The organism is Bacillus cereus group sp. N11, from assembly GCF_016483605.1.
GTDB lineage: Bacteria > Bacillota > Bacilli > Bacillales > Bacillaceae_G > Bacillus_A > Bacillus_A toyonensis.
On sequence record NZ_JAEHBN010000018.1, the window covers coordinates 49,709 to 70,983 of the forward strand.

A 21,275-nucleotide genomic window follows, 5' to 3' on the forward strand; every position below is an offset into this window, starting at 1 on the left:
CATACTCTTAGCGTGTTTTTTCAAAAATGCTGGCGATATCCTACATCCATCAACTTATGGATTTTATAATGTCCTCAAACCAAGAACCTCGCGTGTTTTTAGTCCAAGAACGTTAGTTATTAGATCTTAAAAGAACAGCCCTTCAAAATAAGGGATAGCACTAACAAAATCTATATTTTCTAGTTTATGGGAAATGTTTATCATGATAAAATATCAGAAAAATCAAATAATATAAAGGAGATAAGGAATATGAACATATTAGAAAAAATTAAAGAAAACGTTTCAAAGGTTATTGTAGGAAAGGAAGGAGTAATTGATTTAGCGATGATTGCATTAGTTGCAAATGGACATGTTTTATTAGAAGACGTACCAGGAACAGGGAAAATAACATTAGCCAAAACTCTTGCGAAAAGTATTGATGGGGCTTTTTAGCGTGTTCAATTTACATCGGATACGTTGCCGGGTGATGTAGTAGGATTAGAATACTTTGATATGAAAGAAAGTGATTTTAAAACGAGTAGGCTATGCACCAGAAGATCTTCTCTGAGTTAGTATCTCTCATTTGTGGTAGGAAGAAAAATAATATAACTCCTCATCGCCATCAGATTAAGAATTTCATTATTCTCCAAAACGACAAAAGTACACTGAATTCTCATAAACAACCAACTGTGGTGAGGTAAAATTTTTGTTTTGGGGCATGGGGAGCCTGGAGTCTTTAGCTTGATAGTGATGTGACGCTATCCCACATAGAAATTAATGATTTTACACCCTAAATGTTATTTAACTAAAAAAATATCTCAAATTCGAGATTTTTTACTTGCTTTTTAATCACTTGAGTTGTAAAGTGATAGTAACGAAAGCAAATGAGTCATCTGAAAAACATATACTCAGTTACTTTCGGTTTACAAGACAAAGTAATTTATGAATGAATTCAATGCAGCTTATTTAGTAAACACTACGACTAAGTTATAAAAACATAATGAGAATAAATTGAAAAGCTAAGAAGCATATTATTTTTTTGTTGTCACTTGACTAGTAAAATGAAACGGAGGAATGACCGATGTATGAAATTAAAGGGCATCATCACATTTCAATGGTTACGAAAAACGCAAATGAAAATAATCACTTTTATAAAAACGTGCTTGGTTTACGTCGTGTGAAAATGACGGTAAATCAAGACGATCCGTCAATGTATCACTTATTTTATGGAGATAAAACAGGAAGCCCAGGTACGGAGCTATCATTTTTTGAAATTCCTTTAGTAGGAAAAACATATCGTGGTACGAATGCAATTACTCGAATTGGATTACTCGTCCCTTCCGAGGAAAGCTTACATTACTGGAAAGAACGATTTGAGAAATTTGATGTGAAACATAGTGAAATGACAACATATGCAAATCGTCCTGCTTTGCAATTTGAGGATGCTGAAGGTCTTCGCTTAGTACTACTCGTTTCAAACGGAGAAAAAGTGGAGCATTGGGAGACGTGGGAGAAATCAGAAGTTCCTGCAAAGCATCAAATTCAAGGAATGGGTGCTGTGGAAATGACAGTGCGTAGACTTGATAAAATGGCGAGTACACTTACAGAGATGTTTGGTTATACAGAGGTTAGCCGAAATGACGAAGAAGCAATTTTTCAGTCTATTAAAGGAGAGGCCTTTGGGGAAATCGTTGTGAAATATTTGGACGGTCCTTCTGAAAAGCCGGGCCGCGGTAGCATTCACCATTTAGCGATTCGTGTGAAAAACGATGCAGAGCTTGCTTATTGGGAAGAACAGGTGAAACAAAGAGGTTTCCATTCTTCAGGAATCATTGACCGCTTCTATTTTAAAAGCTTATATTTCCGTGAATCAAACGGAATTCTATTTGAAATTGCGACAGATGGACCAGGATTTACAGTTGACGGAGATGTGGAGCATTTAGGAGAAAAACTTGATTTACCACCGTTCTTAGAAGATCAGCGAGCAGAAATTGAAGCAAATTTAGCTCCGATTGAAGAGAAGTAATAGAAGAAAAAATACAACCTTAATATATAAATGAAAACCACTGGAGGAATATAAAATGAACCAATTAAAAGGAATTCACCACGTTACAGCGATTACGAGTAGTGCAGAAAAGAACTATGAATTTTTCACTCATGTTTTAGGAATGCGTTTAGTTAAAAAAACGGTAAACCAAGATGATATTCAAACGTACCATTTATTCTTTGCAGATGATAAAGGTAGTGCCGGAACAGATATGACATTCTTTGACTTCCCAGGTGTTCCAAAAGGAGTACACGGTACAAATGAAATTTCAAAAACTTCATTCCGCGTTCCAACTGATGCAGCATTATCATATTGGGTGAAACGCTTTGACCGTCTTGAAGTGGAACATACAGGAATTAAAGAGCAATTTGGTAAGAAAACTCTTTCTTTCGTTGATTTTGATGATCAACACTATCAATTAATCTCGGATGAACTTGATAAAGGGATAGAATCAGGTACACCGTGGCAAAACGGTCCAGTTCCATTAGAATATGCAATTACTGGTTTAGGACCTGTATTCATTCGTATTGCGAACTTTAGCTTCTTTAAAGAAGTGTTAGAAAAAGTTCTATTATTTAAAGAGATTGCGCAAGAAGGAGAATTCTATTTATTTGAAGTGAACGAAGGTGGAAACGGTGCATCTATCATCGTAGAACATAATACAGTTCTTCCTGAAGCACAACAAGGTTTTGGTACAGTTCACCATGCTGCATTCCGCGTAGAAGATCGTGCGGTATTAGAAGAATGGATTGAAAGAATAGGTAGCGTTGGTCTCCCTTCATCTGGTTATGTAAACCGTCACTTCTTCGAGTCATTATACGCAAGAGTGGCACCGCAAATTTTATTTGAATTCGCAACAGACGGCCCAGGGTTTATGGGAGATGAGCCATACGAAACACTTGGAGAAAAATTATCTTTACCTCCATTCCTAGAGCCAAAACGTGAAGAAATTGAAAAATTAGTTCGTCCAATTGATACAGTGAGAAGTACGAAGGAATTTATTAAAGAGTAAAAATGTACGTTGCTGTTTAGATATAATAAGTAGAAGAGCAAGTAGTTTTAGCGGATCGCTGAAATTGCTTGCTTTTTATTTGGTTTATAAAATTTTCTGACAAATGTTTCTCAAGTTTTCGAAATAGAAATATTTGGTATAATGATTTTAAATTATAAATTTTCTGATAATTATTTTTCAATACATAGAAAGAGGTGATAATATACAATTTGGATAATTGTATAAATATCCCAAATTTATAATTTGGCAAGGGAGAGGCGAAGGTATGGGAACGAATATAGTAACGAAGGAGCAAATGAAACATTCTTTAGATGATTGGTATCGTGTAATGTTGCAGCAACAAATAGAGCAAGTTACGGAAATGAAAGAGGAGATTGATAGTAAGATTAGTGGTTTGGAAGTGGATCAAGATGTATTACTTTATCATGCGTTATTGAACTTTAGATACGATGCATTAGTTGATTGGATTAGGGTTAGAGAAGATAGTTTTGATAAAGTGGAATCTTTCGAAATTCCGACAGAAGGCTTTCTAGCGTATTACTATCACTTCTTTAAAGGATTTCATTGTACATTAATTTCAAATTATAACGAAGCGAAAGAACAGTATGAACAAGCTGAGAAGTTATTGAAATATATTGCAGATCCGATAGAGCATGCGGAGTTTAATTATCGAATGGGGAATTTTTATTACCAAAAATATGACCAAGTTCATGCAATAGATTACTTGAATAGAGCCAAAGCGGCATTTTTGAAATATCCAGGTTATGAAATAAAAGTAGGATTATGTGAAAATGCTTTTGGGCTATGTTGCGTAGACATAGATCACTATGAATTAGCGGAAGAGAACTTTAATGCTGCTATGGAAGTATTGCAAAAAGCAAATCAAAAAAAATATATGCTAATGGTTCGACATAATTTAGCTTGGCTTTATGCCAGTCAAAACCTTTCAGAATTAGCGATTCGCCATATATCTGAGGTGACAAAAAATTACCCAGAACATTTTAAAGCCTTGTTTGTAGAAGCACGTGAACATTACAAATTAGGAGAATATAATTTAGCGAATCCAATTGTTGAAAAAGGTTTAAATATTTGTATTGATTTAGGCGAAAAAGAATTTCAACATCGTTTTAAAATTTTGAAAGAACTCAATGGAAATTCTTCTATATCAATTATTGAAGATGTAATTTTAAAAGGCCTTTCTTATTTTGAGAGAGAAAGATTATGGGATTGTATTCAAGAATACACTGAAATTTTAGCAATGAAATTTTATGAAGTTGATGATCATGTTAAGGCAAGTAAATATTTTTATATGAATAATAAGGCTCAAAAAAATATATTGGAAAAGGGAGCGTTAAAATAATGAAGAAATTTCGTTTAGCTATTGTTGGGGCTGCATTAGTAGGGGTATTATCAATTGGATTCAATAGTTCTTTTACAAATCAAGCTGTAAATATAGGGGACACGGGAGGAGCACCAGCAAGACCAGACTACGTTAATATAGGAGACACAGGAGGGGCGCCAGCAAGACCAGACTACGTTAACATTGGAGACACGGGTGGAGCACCTGCAGATAATAGAGGCGACGGCGGCGGAGTAAGCCAACTATAATAAAAATAAAGAAGGGACTTCATATGGAAGTCCCTTCTTTATTTTTTGGCCATGCAGAGAAAAGAATTGACTTACTTTTAATATGTAACTATAATAGTTACAAAATAACCATCAGTAATAGAGATGAGTTATATTTTTTTAATATAATTGTAACTGATTTAGTTACAATTAAAAAATCAATCATAAAACAACCAAAAAATGTAAAAACTTTAAATAGCAACATGAGAAAGGAGACGGAAATTTTGAAACGGTTTAAGTTTTATATGATTAGCGGTATTGTGCTCGTTTTGTTAGTAGTATGTAACTTCGTCGATAAGCCGATTGCGAAGGTTAGAGAAGTGAAAGATACTGTTATGATGAAGCTGAATACGAAAGAGAGTATGGCACAGATTGATGGGCAGACGATTTACTTTAAGCAAATTGGTGAGGGGAAGCCGCCTTTACTTATGCTTCATGGATTTGGTGGTTCTTCAGATGGGTTTAGTGATATTTATCCGGAACTTGCGAGAGATCATACGATTATTGCAGTTGATATTTTAGGATTTGGGCGTTCTTCTAAGCCGGTTGATTTTCAGTATTCGTTTCCTGCGCAAGTGAATTTATATTATAAGTTAATGAAGAAGCTCGGATACGATCAGTTTGCGGTACTTGGTCATTCGATGGGGGGAGAGATGTCCCTTAATTTAGCGTATTTATATCCGGACGCAGTGACACATCTCGTTTTGGCGGATTCTACAGGAATCGAGTCTTTCCAGCAAAAAGAAAGTTATGAAGTGCCGCCCCTATCAACGGATCTTCAAACAGTAACAGAGATTACGGATTATAATAAAAATGAAGTGAAAAATAGTCGTGATGATAAAGAGCATTACGATCAGCTTACGAAAATGAGAGAGCGCCGCATTGCGATGGAGGCCGATAAAATTAAAGTACCGACTTTAATTATATGGGGACGACATGATAAGAGCGTTTCTTGGAAAAACGGTGAGCTGTATCATCAGTTATTTACAAATAGTACATTTCATATTATTGAAAAAGGATACCATGCTCCGTTCCGCCAAGAGCCAATCGAATTTATGGAATATGTACAAGCATTTTTCTCAAAGCATCCACAATAAAAAGTTTTTAAGCATAAATCCACTTCTTTCCTCATACAGTGAAACTAATAAGGCTTGTCTAAAGAAAGGAATGAAGTGATTTGGAAATTTTACCATGGTGGGTGTATCTTGTAATTGTTGGGATTGTACTAAGTGGCTACATGGTTTTATATACTTCGAAAAAAGAGCAAGAGATGGATAATGAGTTTATTGAAAAAGAAGGCGAAGTATATATGAAACGTTTAGAAGAAGAGCGTGAGAAACGTAATCAGGATAGTGATAAAGATTCGGTATTACTTTAATAGAGATTGTAAAGAAGAGGAATATATTTTATTTCTCTTCTTTTTTGTTGTATGAAATATTTGTATAAGAGAAAAGTGTATGCTTCGTTTATTAGCTGTCATTTTAAAATTGAAGATGTACTAAATAAAAAGGTAATTGATTTATACAAGAGAGTATTTTATATTTTTTTTATCTAATATATAATTTTATTAATTTTAAAAAGGATGTGAACTAACATGAATACAAAAAAATTTCAAACCTATGTGGCGTTGTCAACAAAAGACTGGAGTGCTGAAACATTTGTAAGAACCTTAGAAGAGATTGTAGCTTCGGCAAAAGAATATGAAAATGATTATATTGAAGTCCATCAAGTATTAGAAATGGTAGTAACAGAAGTTGAAATTGAGTATGTAATCATTCTAAATCATACGAGAAACTTAGATGATTTGGGGAAATATCTTAAATAATAATTTCTAAATACAGTTTATAAAAAAGGAACGCTTTCTGTTTATTATTCTAAAACAGAGGGCGTGTTTTTATGTTTAGTCCTGTTTTTATTGGGATCCATTATGTATATTATTGTTCGGGAAATTATTATAGAAGAAAAGTATAAAAAATTTGCATGACATAAAGTGCGCAATGACTCTATGTTAAGGGGTAACGCATAAGTTGCGTTGGTTATGCAACGATAACTAGCTTTACTCTTCATCATTTATTTGACCATACTAGGCGTAGAGAGGTGATAAACACAGTATGATCTTTAGTGAGCGTTTAAAAGAAGAACGAGAAAAACGGAATTGGTCCCAAAATGATTTGGCGGAAAAACTTCATGTAAGTAGGCAATCTGTTTCGAAATGGGAGACGGGAAAGAACTATCCGAGCATTGAAATTATTATTCATTTAAGTGATTTGTTCGGTATTACGATTGATGAGCTATTGAGGAGTGATGAAGAGTTGACACAGAAAGTTATTGAAGATAGTAAGCAATTGGCATATCCAAAATGGAAGGTGTTTTTCGATAGTCTATTTATGATGGGCGTATTTTTGTTTGTTACAAAAATCATTGTGTGGATGTTAAATAAGTTTGCAGGAGCGAGCGTTACAATTGTAGCAGACGCACCGTATGTGATGAACTTTCTACCTCTTATATTAATGATTATAGGTGGCGCGGTTTCTGATAAGTTGAAGAAAATATATAAATAGAGGAAAGGTTTGAAAGAAATTCCCTACACTAGCTGTTCTTTTCGTATAAATTGTGTACTATAAAGGATAGGATGATATAAAGAAGGGGACATTTAGAATGGAATTTCATGAACAAAAAATTTTGCCAGCAGTGAGGCAAATTAAAGACTTGGAAAAGCTATTACATAGTTCGTATGAATATATTGTTATTTTAGATATTCATGTTGGTCAATTGAAGAGTGTTGTTTCACTCGCGAAGCAACACGGTAAAAAGGTGTTTTTACATGTTGATTTGATCCATGGGTTACAAAGTGATGGGCATGCGACGGAGTTTTTATGCCAAGAATATAAACCGTACGGGTTATTGTCAACAAAGGCGAGCGTAATTATGAAGGCGAAGCAAAAGGGTGTCGTCTCCATTCAACGCATCTTTTTGATTGATTCTAGTGCGATGGAAAAGAGCTGTAATTTGTTAGAAAAGACGAAACCGGATTATATAGAGGTGCTTCCTGGTGCGCTAACGGATGTGATCGCTGAAGTAAAAGAGCGTACAGGTGTACCGATTTTAGCGGGTGGTTTTATTCGTACTGTGGAGGATGTTGAAAGAGCTTTACATGCTGGTGCGACAGCGATTACGACATCGAAAAAAGAATTATGGAAACATTACCAAAAAAAGTGACGAAAATGTGAAAAGATTCTGTTGACACCGCTTTCATTAACAGTTAACATTATAGACAAGTTAATAAACGTGACGGAGAAAAGAAGAGATCCACATTTCATTGTTTCTATATACTTTTATATAGAAGCGTGTAAGCTGTGGATCTTTTTCTTTTGAAAAAAACGAATGGCCATTCATTTTACCTCTATCACATTTGAAAGCATTTAAATTGATTGTGGAGGGATTTTATGTCAGCATTTTTAGGGGAATTAATAGGGACAGCGTTGTTAATCGTACTTGGTGGCGGCGTTTGTGCTGGTGTAAGTTTAAAGAAGTCGTTTGCGAAAGATTCTGGTTGGATTGTAATTACAATGGGCTGGGGCTTAGCAGTAGCGGTTGCAGCGTATGCGGTTGGATCAATTAGTGGGGCACATTTGAATCCAGCTTTAACGATAGGACTAGCATTTAAGGGAGCGTTCCCATGGAGTGACGTACCAGGTTATATCGCAGCACAAATGATTGGGGCAATTATCGGGGCAATTATCGTATATTTACACTACTTACCACATTGGAAAGAAACAGAAGATCCAGGAACAAAGTTAGGCGTATTTGCAACAGGTCCAGCAATTCCGAACACATTTGCAAACCTTTTAAGTGAAATGATTGGAACATTCGTTTTAGTATTTGGTATATTAGCAATTGGAGCAAATAAATTTGCAGATGGATTAAATCCATTTATCGTAGGTTTCTTAATTGTAAGTATTGGTTTATCATTAGGTGGAACAACAGGATACGCAATCAACCCGGCTCGTGATTTAGGTCCGCGTATTGCACACTTCTTCCTTCCGATTGCAGGAAAAGGCGGTTCAAACTGGAAGTATGCATGGATTCCGGTAGTTGGTCCGATTTTAGGTGGATCACTTGCAGGTTTATTCCATCAAGTTGTATTTGAAGGAAAACAAAATTCAGCACTTATTTATGTAATTATTGCAACTGTGGTTGTACTAGCAATCTCATATATGACAAGTAAAAAAAGTGGAAGCACTACAAATAATAGAAAAGTAGCATAGGGGGAAACCGATATGAAAAAATATATTCTTTCATTAGACCAAGGAACAACTAGCTCACGCGCAATTCTTTTCAATAAAGCAGGGGAAATCGTTCATTCAGCTCAAAAAGAATTTACACAACATTTTCCGAAGCCAGGCTGGGTAGAACATAATGCACAAGAAATTTGGGGATCTATTTTAGCAGTTATCGCAACTTGCTTAAGTGAAGCGGATGTAAAACCAGAGCAAATCGCTGGTATCGGTATTACGAACCAACGTGAAACAGCGGTTGTATGGGATAAAACGACTGGTAAACCAATTTATAACGCAATCGTATGGCAATCTCGTCAAACAATGGAGATTTGTGATGAGTTAAAAGAAAAAGGTTATAGCGAAATGGTTCGTGAAAAAACAGGTCTTTTAATTGACGCATACTTCTCTGGTACGAAAGTAAAATGGATTTTAGATAACGTTGAAGGTGCAAGAGAAAAAGCAGAAAACGGTGAGTTATTATTCGGAACAATTGATACGTGGCTTGTATGGAAACTATCTGGTGGTAAAGCGCACGTAACAGACTATTCAAATGCATCACGTACATTAATGTTTAACATTCACGACTTACAGTGGGATGATGAGCTTCTAGACATGTTAACAGTTCCAAAGAGCATGCTTCCTGAAGTACGTCCATCATCTGAAATATATGGTGAAACAATTGATTATCACTTCTTCGGTCAAAATATACCGATTGCAGGTGTAGCTGGTGACCAGCAAGCAGCATTATTTGGACAAGCTTGTTTCGGTGAAGGTATGGCGAAAAATACTTACGGAACTGGTTGCTTCATGTTAATGAACACAGGTGAAAAAGCAGTAGCTTCTGAGCACGGTCTATTAACAACAATTGCATGGGGTTTAGATGGTAAAGTAAACTATGCATTAGAAGGAAGTATTTTCGTAGCAGGTTCTGCAATTCAGTGGTTACGTGACGGAATGCGCATGTTTAAAGATGCAAGTGAGAGTGAAGTGTACGCATCACGCGTTGAATCAACTGACGGTGTATACGTTGTACCAGCATTTGTAGGACTCGGAACACCTTACTGGGATAGTGAAGTACGCGGCGCTATGTTTGGCGTAACGCGCGGTACTACGAAAGAGCACTTCATTCGTGCGACGCTAGAATCTTTAGCATACCAAACGAAAGATGTACTTTGTGCAATGGAAGCAGATTCAGGTATCGAACTAAATACATTACGCGTTGATGGCGGAGCAGTTAAGAATAACTTCTTAATGAAGTTCCAAAGTGATATTTTAGAAGTTCCTGTAGAGCGTCCAGTGATCAATGAAACGACAGCTTTAGGTGCAGCATACTTAGCAGGTCTTGCGGTTGGATATTGGAAAAACCAAGATGAAATTAAAGCGCAGTGGCATATGGACAAACGCTTTGAACCAACGATGGAAGCGGAAACAAGCGAAGAGCTATATGCTGGATGGAAAAAAGCAATTGAAGCAACAAAAGCTTTCAAATAATCATAAACAGTGTTATAATGATGACAAGTTAATAATTCGGTAGGAGATTTGGAGAGACCACAACACGCTATAGAGGCGAAATCTATAGCGGAGTTCGTGGTCTCTTTTTTCGTTATCAAAGGGAGGAATTACCATGAAATTTTCAAGTAAACAACGTAAAGACGTATTAAACGGAGTAAATAAACAAGAGTTAGATGTGATCGTAATTGGTGGAGGTATTACTGGTTCTGGTATTGCATTAGATGGGGCAACACGCGGGTTATCAACAATTGTGTTTGAAATGCAGGACTTTGCAGCAGGTACATCAAGTCGTTCTACGAAACTTGTACACGGTGGTCTACGTTATTTAAAACAACTTGAAGTGAAAATGGTAGCAGAGGTGGGGAAAGAGCGTGCGATCGTATATGAGAACGGTCCCCATGTAACAACACCAGAGTGGATGTTACTTCCGTTCCATACAGGCGGTACGTTCGGATCATTCAGTACATCAATTGGTCTTCGTGTATACGACTTCTTAGCAGGTGTAAAACGAAGCGAGCGCAGAAAAATGTTTAACCGTGAAGAAACATTAAACAAAGAGCCTCTTGTGAAAAAAGAAGGATTAAAAGGCGGCGGTTACTACGTAGAATATCGTACAGACGATGCGCGTCTTACAATTGAAGTAATGAAAGAAGCAATTGAGCATGGTGCGAAAGCTGTTAACTACGCAAAAGTAGACAGTTTCTTATATAAAGATGGAAAAGTATGCGGTGTACGTGTAATCGATTTACTAGACGGAGAAGTGTACGAAGTTTACGGTAAGAAAATTGTAAACGCAGCTGGTCCTTGGGTAGATACACTTCGTGAAAAAGATAACTCGAAAAAAGGAAAAGTACTTCAGTTATCAAAAGGTGTTCACTTAGTAATTGATCAAAAACGTTTCCCATTAGGTCAAGCAATTTACTTCGATACACCAGATAAACGTATGGTGTTCGCGATTCCTCGCGGCGGAAAAACATACGTAGGTACAACAGATACGTTCTATGATAAAGATGCAGCTGTACCACACATGACAACAGAAGATCGCACATACATTATTAATGCGATTAACTACATGTTCCCAAGCGTGAAAATTACGGAAAAAGATGTTGAATCAAGCTGGGCTGGTGTACGTCCATTAATTTATGAAGAAGGTAAAAATGCATCTGAAATTTCTCGTAAAGATGAAATTTGGACTTCTGAATCTGGTTTAATTACAATCGCTGGTGGTAAATTAACAGGATACCGCAAAATGGCTGAAATGGTAGTAGACTACGTAACAAACTTACTACAAAAAGAAGGTCATAGTGCATATCCGAAGAGTGACACGAAACATATGCCAATCTCTGGTGGACATGTAGATGGTTCACACGGATTCCCAGCATTCGTTGCGAAAAAAGCAGACGAAGGTACGAAATCTGGTTTAACGAAAGCGCAAGCAGAAGAGTTCGCGAAATTCTACGGCTCTAACGTTGACGTACTATTCGACTTAGCGAAAAAACATAAAGACGAAGCAAAAGAATATAACATGCCGCTTGACGTTCTAATCCCACTTGTATACGCAATGGATTACGAAATGACAGCAAAACCAGTAGACTTCTTCGTACGCCGCAGAGGTGCTGTATTCTTCAACATCCACTGGGTATACGAGTGGAAAGAAGCAGTAATCAACTACATGGCTGCGAAACTAGGCTGGAGCAAAGAAGAACAAATGAAATATACAGCTGAACTAGAAAAAGCATTAACAGACGCTGTAATTCCTGTAGATCAACAAGAACAGGCAGCTGCGTTAGCGTAAAATAGAGAACCACCTGAAGGGGAGCCCTTTAGGTGGTTTTTTCTCTTGACTAAAAATAAATAAAATGTGTTACAATGATGATAGAGTGTATAGTATGAATTTTGCATAAAATAAAGAAGACAGAAGCCTGAGAAACTTCTGCCTTTGTAACCTAACTTGCTATTGTGGTGGTAGTAGGTGCGGTTATAAGACAATTACATTAACGTTTTAGCCGAGAACCGCCCTTACCTTTTCCACGAAGCAGGGTGGTTCTCGCTTTTTTGTATACAGAAATTAGCCACGGACCGACGTATCTTCTACCGATGACAACGCCAGCTCCGGTTAGGATACCATACACTAATTTGATTACAAACATCGCGATCATTTTATCACCTCCCCCCTTTTTTCAAAATGGAAGAGATGATTACCACACCTATTAGTTATAGCTTATTAAGTTACATTTTAATTGTATTATGTTTTAAAATAGGGAACAAGATATATGGATGAAAATTCCTGTCTTTAAGCAGAGCATTAGTGCGTGGGGACAATAAACAAATGAAAATTCATAAAAAACGGTATGGACATTGCCAGCCGTATTTTTTTATGAATTTATAAAACTTTTCCATACAGTGCGTCGTCTAATATATGGGAAGGAGGAAATGATGTGGATGAATTAACGATAGAAGCGTTTGAAATAGAAGATAAGGAGGACCTTATCGACGAAATAATGAACAAGTATGGACAAGAAGTCCTGCAGCTTGTGTATTCATATGTGAATAATAAAGAGGTTGCGGAGGATTTAACGCAAGATATATTTGTGAAATGCTATAAATCTCTTCATACATATAAAGGAAATTCGAATGTGAAAACATGGTTATGGAGAATTGCGATTAATCATTGTAAGGACTATTTAAAAAGTTGGTATAACAAAAGAGTTATCGTTACAGAGGATGACTTTACGTATATGGAGAGTCAAAAAGAAAGTGTGGAACAAACTGTTATTCAAAATGCAGAGGATAGTAGGCTTGCTTCTGCAGTAATGAATTTACCGATAAAATATCGAGAAGTCATTTATCTATTTTATTATGAAGAATTATCAATTAAAGAGATTGCTATTGTAATAGACGTGAAAGAAAACACGATAAAAACAAGACTGAAAAAAGCGAAGGAACTATTGAAGGAAGGATTGGAGGAATAATCAAATGGAAGATCGATTAAAAGGCTTGCGAAAATCAATGGAGAATACAACTTTTAAACATTTGAGTTTTTCTGATCAGCATCGAAAGCGGATGCGCGAAAAAATCAATCAATCGTCCGAAAAGGAAGAAGATATCCTTTTAGCAGTGTTGCAACTTCTTATGAATGAAAAAACAGGTTATGAATTGATGCAGTTACTACGTGGGAGAGGAATTCAAAAATTCGAAGGTGATGAAGGAACTCTATACACTTTATTGCATCGTCTAGAACAGAATCGCTTTATCCAATCTAGCTGGGATTACGAAGGAGCTAAATATTATCAATTAAATGATAAAGGAAACAAGATGCTGCGAAAGGCTGAGAAGAATGCTACGAAGGCACGATTTATATTAAAAGGCTTAGTACAGGAGTGAGGCGGAATTGAATAAAAAAGGGGAGCGTTTTGTAAGCGAAGTTACCAATCATATTAAATCAAAAGAAGCAAAGAGCTTTGTGGCAACTGAACTAGATTTTCATTTGAAAAAGGCGAAGAACATGTGGGTAGAGAAAGGGTTAAGTGAGGAAGTTGCTGAAGATAAGGCTGTTGAACAAATGGGAAGTCCAATCAAGCTTGGCCAGGAACTTAATAAACTACATAAGCCAAAGGTTGATTGGTTCTTAATTGGTTTATTAGTGGCTGCGATGGGGCTAGGTTTTTTGCCAATTATAGCTCTTGGACATACGAATGATTTACTACTAAATAAAGTGATTTTTGTGATTCTCGGCATTGCAACAGCTATTGGGATGATGCTATTTGATTATCGGAAGTTAGAGAGACTCGGGTGGCTGTTTTATACAATTGGAATACTTATCTTGTTAGCTATAAAATGTTTTCCGACTATTTCTGTGAATGGGGAAGCGTTAATAAAAATTGGTCCCATTAAAATTGACTGTTTAATGACAATACCATTCTTTTTTCTAGCCTGGGCTTCATTTTTTAATAACAGTAGATTAAAGTTTATACATCTGCTCATGTTGTACGTATTTTCTTTATATCTATTTTTAACTACATCATTTATGGTGCCAATTTATATTTATATTACGATGGTATTCGTTATGCTTTGGTGGAGTAAGCTAGGAAAGAAAACGGCATGGCTCATTACGATGTTACCGATTTTTCTCTTTATTATTAGGGATTTATTTTCCTGGTCTGCTGTAAAAGAATACCGGATAGCTAGAATTTTAGGAATGTTAAACCCAGAGCATGATCTATGGTATTTACGTTTAAAAGAGGCGATGTCGTCGGCAGGTTGGTTTGGTACATATGGAAATATAAAGTCTATCCCTGCTGCCCATACTGATTTTGTATTCGCTAGTTTGACTTACTATTATGGATATGTGCTTGCGCTATTTCTTGTCATTATTCTTTCTCTTTTTGCAGTAAGGATAATGAACATAGCTTATAAAATAAATGATGGTTATGGTAAATTACTTCTCGTTGGCGGAGTGACTCTTTTTGTAATCCATTTTATTTGTAACGTTGGCATGATCTTAGGATTATTACCGCGTGCTTCTATATCATTACCTTTTATTAGTTATGGATTAGTACCAACTCTGTTTCATGCATTTATAATGGGTATTGTGCTGAGTATATATCGACGTAAAGATATGTCGTTTAGAATGAGAAAAACACCTTGATACTTATATAAGTTGCATATAAAAGAATGCATTATTATGATTAAGTACAAATGTAAATAGATAGTAGAAGAGGGTTATGAGAAATAACCCTCTTTTCGTGTTTAAATAAGTGAACTCGCTTCAATAGAAGTACATAATTCAGAACGAGAGATTGATTCAGCTAGTTGTTGTAAATAGGCGTACTCTTCCGCATTTTTTTCAGAAATGTTAGGATCCAATAAATGAGAAGAAAGAAGTACATCAATTGTCAGTATATCCGAATCATGAGAAATGATTTTATACCCTGCAAATACAGGTCGTTTTAAGTCTTTTACTTTTTGAATCATCTGATGGAATTTCGTAACACTTATATTGATTTGTGCGAATGGAAAACATTTTTGTGTGGGATTCTCGATGGTTTTTCTAATTTTATAATCGTATACGTAATAGTATTTCTCTTGCTGCTCAAGTGCTTGTAATTCCTTCGTTAATAAGTGGTATTTATCTGTAAGTCCAGTTGTGAGTGCATCGTTTTCTTCTCCAACTACTAATGTGAAAAGTCTTGGTGATGAAATTGAAATGGTGCGGACGTTTAAATCAATAAAAGTGGGGTTCAATTGTAAAATGGTATGTAATTTTTCGGTAGGAAACTCACCGTCATAAATAGCAATGAAATAATGATTCATTTTTCCACTCCTTATTTTTTCTAAAATGATATATTCTATTTTAAATTTGTAAATCCTGCATAAAAAAGAAACACCTTGATTCGTATCAAGGTGTTGTAATAAGTTCAAAGCTCTCTGAAGCAGCCCCGAGTATAAAAGGACTAACCTCGCCAACGCTATAAAGTTGTAATTCATGCATAGCTCGCGTACAAGCAGTGTAAAACAATCTACGAACGCTCTCATCACTGTACACATCTTTAGAAGCATTATAAATAATAACAGCGTCAAATTCGATACCCTTCGCTAAGTAAGCCGGGATCACGACAATGCCTTGCTCATACTCGGCGGAGTTACTTTTCACGAGTTTAATATTCTCGATATGATTAAGTGCTTCGTAGGCAGCGGCACTTTCAGCTGCGGATTTACATATAATTGCGATTGTATTATGCTGTTGTTTTTGAAGTTCAGCAACTTTGGAAGAAATACAGTCGTGCAGTTCGCTATCATTCGCTACTTTCGTTACTGTAGGCTTCTCACCGTCACGTTCAAATGCGTTAATGTTTTTTCCTTCCGGTACGAGAGCACGTGTAAATTCAATAATTGGTTTTGTGGAACGATAGCTACGAGTTAAGTTGATGCCGTTCGTTTCATCTGGTCCGTATAAGCTAGTAAGTGTATTGAAGTTCACTGTTTCACTCGCATGGGCAAATATCGCTTGGTTAAAGTCTCCGAGTACCGTCATTTTTGCGGCAGGGAAGAGACGTTTTAAAAATTCGAACTGAAACGGAGAATAGTCTTGCGCTTCGTCTACGAGTACGTGTTTAATCGATCTATTCGTTTGGAAGCCTTCAATTAGTTCTTTTAAAAGTAAAAATGGAGTCGCATCCTCGTAATATAATTTTCCTTCATCAAGCATGTTCACAGTTAATGAGCAAATGTCGTCCCATTCTTTCGGCTTTTCTCCAGTAACCCATGATGCATCTGTGAAGAGTTGTTTATATATGCCTGTAAAATTGATGAAACGTAATGTTTGAATGCCTTTACGAAGCGGCTTCAATTTTTTACGGACAATCATACGTCCAAGTACTTTCGTTTCTTTCTCATAATCATGAAAGGAGTTATCTTCAAACTCGCCTTTTTTCTGTAAGTATTTATAAGCTTTTTGATATTCATCTTTACTAAGTAATTCAATTTCTTCTTCTACCCATGGCTTTTTCAGTTCTGTTTTTTCGATTGCGTCTATTTGTTTGTTTAGCCAATCCGTTAACTTCTCGATTCTATTATGGAAGCGGAGGGAGGAATCCGTATTATAAAATTGCTCTGTAATTTCTTTAGCAGAGGCAATCAATTTCCCTCTAAATTTCATTCCTCTAAATAGCATGCCTGAAGATTCAAGAGATTGTCTGTACGCTCTAATCATCTCGAAAAATTGAGTAGATGCTTTAAATCGAATGCTCGCATTTCTCGTTTTATAAGCAGGGCTATTCGTTTCAGTTAGCATATATTCTAGTTGTTCATAAGGATCTTCAACATCAAACGATTTACTTAGTCTATGGTTTAAATATTCTTGGAATGTGACTTGCTGCATATTTTCTTCGCCGAGTTCTGGCAGTACATTAGATACGTAACTGTTGAACATAGAGTTAGGGGAGAAGAGAATAATTTGGTCCGCTTTTAGCCATTCGCGATATTTATATAGTAAATAGGCAATGCGTTGCAGGGCAGCTGACGTTTTACCACTACCAGCAGCTCCTTGCACGATAAGGAGTCGCCCTTCATCGTGACGGATAATTTCATTTTGCTCGCGCTGAATCGTAGCGACGATACTTTGCATATGTTTATTCGTACCTTTTCCAAGCGCCTGTTGCAGAATTTCGTCGCCAATTGTAAGGCTCGTATCGAACATAGAATCAATCTCGCCATTTTGAATAATGTACTGTAATTTTTTCTCCACATTACCGCGAACTACGCCTCCTGGTGTTTTGTATTCAGCTGGTCCTGGTGGATAGTCGTAATAAACGCTCGAAATAGGTGCACGCCAGTCGTATATGAGGAAGTTTTCTCCGCTAGCATCGGTAAGTGTGGCTACGCCGATATAAATTTGCTCTGCAGCAGATTCTCCTTCTTCTTTGAAATCAATTCGTCCGAAATAAGGTGCTTTATGCATGCGTCTTAATGCGGCAAGTCGATTGAAAGTGTGCTTATGTGTAATTTGTGTGACAGCAAGGGACTGAGCTTGTTGCCTTAAGTTGATAACTGTTTCAAGATAATCATCAAAAGTATCCGTGTTCACTTTAACGTCATCCCAAAAGTGTTTACGGATGTTGATTACTTCTGCCCGGCGTCTGCCAGTTTCGTTTTCCAGTTTATCAATTTGCTGCGTAATCGTTTCGATCACGGTATCCAATCGTTTTTGCTCTAGATCAAGTTTTTTTTTCATACGGTAGCACTCCTTTAAAAGTGAAAAATAGAGGTTGACTGAAGATGTGTTTTGGTGTACAATTAAGATACGGATAAATACGTTCCTTGTGTTTTATAAAATGTGTTTCTGTACTAATTTAACATAGTTTTTTCATTTAATCAATGATAATAAGATAAACCTTGGTTCCATGCTACGTGGATCAAGGTTTTTTTGTTTTTGTAGAGGGAGTCACGCTTGTTGTCGTTTTTTGTCGGTAAGTCGATATATTTCGAAAATCGCTGATATAATTCATTCAGAGGACCAACTATATAATTTCATTTACCGAATCTGGATATAACTCCCGAGAGAAGAGGGTATACAAAAAGCTCAGGCCTAAGCCCGAGCTTTTTATTTCATTATTTCTTTTCTTCTTTTTTCTCGTCAGCTTTTTTCTCTTCGAAAAGATCTTTCAAATCTTTATCTTCAACTTTTACGTCAGCTTTTTTGATTTCTTTCATCATAAGATCGTTCATGAATGCGCCATCTTGTGCTTTCTTCGCAATTAGTTCTTTTTTGATGTCTGCTTTAGATTGTTCGAATGATTTTTCTGGCTCTTTAATGTCTGTAACTTTAATGATGTGGTAACCGAATTGTGTTTTTACAGGTTCGCTTACTTCATCTTTTTTCAGTTTATAAGCAGCATCTTCGAATTCTTTAACCATTTTACCATGTTCGAAGAATCCTAAGTCTCCACCTTTTTCTTTTGAGCCAGTATCTTCAGAGTATTGTTTCGCTAACTCTTCGAAAGATTTACCTTGTCCAAGTTCTTCTTTAACCTTTTTCGCAGTAGCTTCATCTTTTACAAGAATGTGGCTTGCTTTAATTTCAGGTTTGTAGTTTTCTTTTAGTTCTTTATCAGTGATTGTTTTTTCAATTGCTTTTTCTTGAGCTAATTGAGCACGTAACATATTTTTAAATGTTTCTTCTTTCATACCTTGTTGTTTTAACAGTGTATCGAATTGATCACCAACTTGTTTTTTCGTTTCATCGAGCTTTTTATCTACTTCTTTGTCGTCTACTTTGTAGTTTTTAATAAGTACTTTTTCCATAACCATGTTGTTTAGTACTTGTTTACCAGCTTGTGTCTTCATTTGATTGTAAAATTCTTCTTTTGTAATGTCACCAGCTTTAGATGTAACGATTTTGTCTGATGATGATGTTCCACATGCTGATAATGCGATTACACTTGTTGCTGCTAAGGCAAGCATAGCTTTCTTCATTCGATAAACACTCCTACTATTATGTATTTTTAATTTATCCTACACCAATGAACTTAAGTTCATAAGAGCCCGATTAAGTCTCACTGATACTTTTGCTTTTTATATTGTTAAAGCGCGCTTAACAGGGCTTACCGAGGCTGAGGATAAAGTTTTGATGAATGTTATTTGTTCTATAGTATAAGCAATATGTACAAAGTTTAATATATCATATTTCGACTCGTTTTCATATTGATAAAGAAAAATTAACCATATCGTGTCAGATTTTGAAAGTGTGCCATATTGGGCGTATGCCGCATATACAGAATAGAGGAGGGGATGGGGATGAATTCTCAACTTATTTTATTACTTGTACTGTTTATTTTATTGGTTATAGTAGGTATAATTTGCTTATAGAGGAAAAAAGTGAGGAAGGGGCTTTCCTTCCTCACTTTCCATGAAATATAATTTCTATATAACTAGAAATTAATAAAATTGTTATACATACATTAATAACCCGAAAGACACCGGGCTGGCGGCTCGCAGCTATTTGTTTTCGTTCACACAGTGTATGTGTCATGAAATTCGTGTAAAATATAACAAGAAGTGCGAATGCGACAAAAACAACTGTTATAAGTGTCATGAGGCGAGACCTCCTTTTGGCTAAAATACATATACTTTATATATTGTATCATACGATATTTTGTTCGTGTTATAAAATTCAGAAATAGAAGACTTTGTGTTAGAAAGTGAGGGAGAAAATGGACGTTGTTAGAAGATTAGAACAAGCTGAATACTACGTAGACCTACTATTTAAAATGATTGATGAAGAAAAGTGTCCATTTTATTCTTTAATCATAAAGAAAAAAGCTCGTAAAAAAGATATTGAACGTATACTGAAACTTTGTGAAACATTGAACGAACAATATGTAGCGGAGAAAGCAGAAGGCCTTTTATTGTTCGATGCGCTGTTAGATCAATTTGAAAAAGCGCTTCCACATCAGCTCGAAGTAAACGAAACTGCGGAAGCGCTAGCAAAACAAGGTTTATTTAACCCACTTATGAATGAATTCTTACGCATGAGTGCGAAAAAATAAATAGATTATTTCTTAACTAACTTCTGATCGGATTCCGTAAAATTCTCCTCAATATCTTCTAATGATTTCTCAAAAATATCGATGAAGTCTTGTCCGTAAATATTGCGCAAGATAGCAATCAGCTCGATATTTTCTGGGAACTTCCCATAAAAATTACGAAGTGCAAGAGCCCCATTAAACACTGAATTACTTTCAGGGTCATACTCCTCCATTAAGCGAAGTAGTAATTCTTCCCCTTTATCTGTAATTTCAATGTACGTATTTCGTTTATCATCTTCTTTTTTCGAGAATACAAGATAGCCGCGTTCCTCAAGCTTTTTCGAGAAGTTAAACGCCGTTGATACGTGCATAACTCCAAACTTAGCAATCTCAGAAATAGAAGCCCCTTTTAAATGATAAGCGATTGTTAAAATATGATGCTCATTAATATTTAAATCGTAAGGCTTAATCCACATTTGCCAATCTTTCTCTACACATTTCCATAACGCTTTCGATAATTGAGCAATGCGTTGGCTGAAAATCATCGCTTCTTTTACCGAGTAATCTTTTTCTCCACTTTTCATTTACTCACCCACTTTAACATTCTTTTTCATTACTATCTATTATGCCAGTAAAATAAAAATTAATAAAGTCTTTTTGTGAGAATTGTGAAAATTTTTTAAAAAAATGACATTCTATACAAATCATGCATAACTATGGAAGCGGTTTATGAGTCGTGAGTACATGTGTTGTCCTTACATGTTAATGGCTAACATATATTGTAAATGCATAAA

The 21,275-nt window shown here is 35.9% G+C and carries 22 protein-coding genes and 1 pseudogene; 17 read left to right on the forward strand and 6 right to left on the reverse strand.

All coding sequences use genetic code 11. The features are described 5' to 3' along the window. Positions 1-249 precede the first annotated feature (249 nt). The 13 genes and pseudogenes from JDS98_RS24180 to glpD form a co-directional block, all read left to right on the forward strand. A pseudogene (locus JDS98_RS24180) lies at positions 250-516 on the forward strand (AAA family ATPase); the annotation flags it as partial. Between the two features lie 544 nt (positions 517-1,060). Continuing rightward, entirely contained in the window at positions 1,061-2,005 is a 945-nt protein-coding gene (locus JDS98_RS24190; RefSeq protein WP_097958793.1) for a ring-cleaving dioxygenase, read from the forward strand. 55 nt (positions 2,006-2,060) lie between these two features. After that, entirely contained in the window at positions 2,061-3,038 is a 978-nt protein-coding gene (locus JDS98_RS24195; RefSeq protein WP_097958794.1) for a ring-cleaving dioxygenase, read from the forward strand. 265 nt (positions 3,039-3,303) lie between these two features. Next, complete coding sequence (locus JDS98_RS24200) at positions 3,304-4,398, forward strand: response regulator aspartate phosphatase (protein WP_199634433.1); 1,095 nt, start codon at positions 3,304-3,306, stop codon at positions 4,396-4,398. Next, on the forward strand, positions 4,398-4,646 hold the full coding sequence (locus JDS98_RS24205) for a Phr family secreted Rap phosphatase inhibitor (protein WP_097958796.1): 249 nt from the start codon (positions 4,398-4,400) through the stop codon (positions 4,644-4,646). The genes JDS98_RS24200 and JDS98_RS24205 overlap by 1 nt, the downstream gene beginning before the upstream one ends. 242 nt (positions 4,647-4,888) lie before the next feature. After that, positions 4,889-5,761, forward strand: coding sequence for an alpha/beta fold hydrolase (locus tag JDS98_RS24210; RefSeq protein ID WP_033663243.1), 873 nt, complete (start codon positions 4,889-4,891; stop codon positions 5,759-5,761). Between the two features lie 80 nt (positions 5,762-5,841). Further along, a complete protein-coding gene (locus JDS98_RS24215) occupies positions 5,842-6,042 on the forward strand; it encodes a sporulation YhaL family protein (protein ID WP_000404439.1) in 201 nt (66 codons plus the stop codon). A gap of 216 nt (positions 6,043-6,258) precedes the next feature. Further along, entirely contained in the window at positions 6,259-6,489 is a 231-nt protein-coding gene (locus JDS98_RS24220; protein ID WP_199632831.1) for a hypothetical protein, read from the forward strand. Positions 6,490-6,775: 286 nt separating this feature from the next. Continuing rightward, positions 6,776-7,225 (forward strand): helix-turn-helix domain-containing protein, encoded by a 450-nt coding sequence (locus tag JDS98_RS24225; protein WP_016107969.1) that lies wholly within the window; start codon positions 6,776-6,778, stop codon positions 7,223-7,225. Positions 7,226-7,322: 97 nt separating this feature from the next. After that, the gene (glpP, locus tag JDS98_RS24230; protein ID WP_000394289.1) at positions 7,323-7,883 is read left to right on the forward strand and encodes a glycerol uptake operon antiterminator GlpP; all 561 of its coding nucleotides are present in this window, start codon (positions 7,323-7,325) and stop codon (positions 7,881-7,883) included. A gap of 227 nt (positions 7,884-8,110) precedes the next feature. Further along, complete coding sequence (gene glpF / locus JDS98_RS24235; protein ID WP_001272191.1) at positions 8,111-8,932, forward strand: glycerol uptake facilitator protein GlpF; 822 nt, start codon at positions 8,111-8,113, stop codon at positions 8,930-8,932. Between the two features lie 12 nt (positions 8,933-8,944). After that, positions 8,945-10,435, forward strand: coding sequence for a glycerol kinase GlpK (glpK, locus tag JDS98_RS24240; protein ID WP_000759975.1), 1,491 nt, complete (start codon positions 8,945-8,947; stop codon positions 10,433-10,435). A gap of 133 nt (positions 10,436-10,568) precedes the next feature. Next, the gene (gene glpD / locus JDS98_RS24245; protein ID WP_000672820.1) at positions 10,569-12,251 is read left to right on the forward strand and encodes an aerobic glycerol-3-phosphate dehydrogenase; all 1,683 of its coding nucleotides are present in this window, start codon (positions 10,569-10,571) and stop codon (positions 12,249-12,251) included. Positions 12,252-12,450: 199 nt separating this feature from the next. Here the strand turns inward: glpD and JDS98_RS24250 are convergent, their stop codons facing one another. Continuing rightward, a complete protein-coding gene (locus JDS98_RS24250) occupies positions 12,451-12,615 on the reverse strand; it encodes a hypothetical protein (protein ID WP_000561154.1) in 165 nt (54 codons plus the stop codon). A gap of 279 nt (positions 12,616-12,894) precedes the next feature. Here JDS98_RS24250 and JDS98_RS24255 point away from each other — a divergent pair, with 279 nt between their 5' ends. From JDS98_RS24255 to JDS98_RS24265, 3 genes are read left to right on the forward strand one after another with little or no spacing between them, the layout of a single operon-like run. Then, positions 12,895-13,428, forward strand: a complete 534-nt coding sequence (locus JDS98_RS24255) for a sigma-70 family RNA polymerase sigma factor (RefSeq protein ID WP_097958800.1) — start codon at positions 12,895-12,897, stop codon at positions 13,426-13,428. A 4-nt stretch (positions 13,429-13,432) separates the two neighbouring features. Then, complete coding sequence (locus JDS98_RS24260) at positions 13,433-13,840, forward strand: PadR family transcriptional regulator (RefSeq protein WP_199634434.1); 408 nt, start codon at positions 13,433-13,435, stop codon at positions 13,838-13,840. Positions 13,841-13,847: 7 nt separating this feature from the next. After that, on the forward strand, positions 13,848-15,104 hold the full coding sequence (locus JDS98_RS24265) for an FtsW/RodA/SpoVE family cell cycle protein (RefSeq protein ID WP_199634435.1): 1,257 nt from the start codon (positions 13,848-13,850) through the stop codon (positions 15,102-15,104). A gap of 101 nt (positions 15,105-15,205) precedes the next feature. Here JDS98_RS24265 and JDS98_RS24270 read toward each other — a convergent pair whose 3' ends face one another. The 4 genes from JDS98_RS24270 to JDS98_RS24285 form a co-directional block, all read right to left on the reverse strand. Continuing rightward, positions 15,206-15,769 (reverse strand): hypothetical protein, encoded by a 564-nt coding sequence (locus JDS98_RS24270; protein ID WP_199634436.1) that lies wholly within the window; start codon positions 15,767-15,769, stop codon positions 15,206-15,208. 85 nt (positions 15,770-15,854) lie between these two features. Further along, positions 15,855-18,188 (reverse strand): RNA polymerase recycling motor HelD, encoded by a 2,334-nt coding sequence (gene helD / locus JDS98_RS24275; protein WP_199634437.1) that lies wholly within the window; start codon positions 18,186-18,188, stop codon positions 15,855-15,857. Between the two features lie 377 nt (positions 18,189-18,565). After that, positions 18,566-19,429, reverse strand: a complete 864-nt coding sequence (prsA, locus tag JDS98_RS24280) for a peptidylprolyl isomerase PrsA (protein WP_097953162.1) — start codon at positions 19,427-19,429, stop codon at positions 18,566-18,568. Between the two features lie 424 nt (positions 19,430-19,853). Continuing rightward, complete coding sequence (locus JDS98_RS24285; RefSeq protein WP_000172690.1) at positions 19,854-20,048, reverse strand: hypothetical protein; 195 nt, start codon at positions 20,046-20,048, stop codon at positions 19,854-19,856. A 118-nt stretch (positions 20,049-20,166) separates the two neighbouring features. Between JDS98_RS24285 and JDS98_RS24290 the strand changes: the two genes are divergently transcribed. Beyond that, complete coding sequence (locus JDS98_RS24290) at positions 20,167-20,502, forward strand: DUF1878 family protein (protein WP_000383648.1); 336 nt, start codon at positions 20,167-20,169, stop codon at positions 20,500-20,502. A 5-nt stretch (positions 20,503-20,507) separates the two neighbouring features. Here the strand turns inward: JDS98_RS24290 and JDS98_RS24295 are convergent, their stop codons facing one another. After that, on the reverse strand, positions 20,508-21,065 hold the full coding sequence (locus JDS98_RS24295) for an HTH-type transcriptional regulator Hpr (protein ID WP_000834919.1): 558 nt from the start codon (positions 21,063-21,065) through the stop codon (positions 20,508-20,510). Between the last annotated feature and the right edge of the window lie 210 nt (positions 21,066-21,275).